We start from the raw sequence: 723 nt of genomic DNA, 5'->3' as shown, positions 1-723 counted from the left end.
GCCCTTTCACGGCGGTAACAGGGGTTCGACTCCCCTATGGGACGCCACGGGTCGTTAGCTCAGTTGGTAGAGCAGTTGACTTTTAATCAATTGGTCGCAGGTTCGAATCCTGCACGACCCACCATCTTTCCACGAAGGATGTAAAACCGTTTTGCTTCTGCTTTTTCAAAAGCGGAGACAAACAGCCGTGGGCGATTAGCTCAGTTGGGAGAGCACCTCCCTTACAAGGAGGGGGTCACTGGTTCGAGCCCGGTATCGCCCACCATTCTTTCCTCGAAAGAATTAAAATTATCGATGGGGCTATAGCTCAGCTGGGAGAGCGCTTGCATGGCATGCAAGAGGTCGGCGGTTCGATCCCGCCTAGCTCCACCACTTTCTAAACACACTTACGAGTGTCGTTAGAAAGTGTTTATCCCTTCGGGATACAAACACATGCTCTTTAACAATCTGGAAAGCTGACTAGTAAATTCGATTGGTTCGTCATCACGACGAATGAATTGAAATTATTGTTTCTCGAAAGAGAAACGAGTTCTCAAGCAACACACATTCAAGTGTCTTGGCTTTTGTCTTCACTTTTTCGAAAAGTGAAATAAAAGAGAGAAGAGTCCGGCAAAACAAACTAATCCGTCAAGCAATTGATGGAAACCTTGGTTGTTTGAACATACGAAACCTCTTGGGGTTGTATGGTTAAGTGACTAAGCGTACACGGTGGATGCCTGGGCA

General features: G+C 47.0%; 3 tRNA genes. All 3 read left to right on the top strand.

Annotated features, from left to right (window positions below):
• Positions 1-48 precede the first annotated feature (48 nt).
• The 3 genes from VV869_RS24395 to VV869_RS24385 all read left to right on the top strand — a co-directional run bounded on the left by VV869_RS24395 (position 49) and on the right by VV869_RS24385 (position 372).
• Positions 49-124, top strand: a tRNA-Lys gene (locus VV869_RS24395).
• Between the two features lie 65 nt (positions 125-189).
• Positions 190-265 (top strand) — tRNA-Val (locus VV869_RS24390).
• 31 nt (positions 266-296) lie between these two features.
• Positions 297-372, top strand: a tRNA-Ala gene (locus VV869_RS24385).
• Positions 373-723 lie beyond the last annotated feature (351 nt).

Source organism: Photobacterium sp. MCCC 1A19761, from assembly GCF_037389125.1.
In the GTDB taxonomy this organism is placed as follows: Bacteria; Pseudomonadota; Gammaproteobacteria; order Enterobacterales; family Vibrionaceae; genus Photobacterium.
This window is presented reverse-complemented; position numbering and strand designations above follow the sequence as displayed.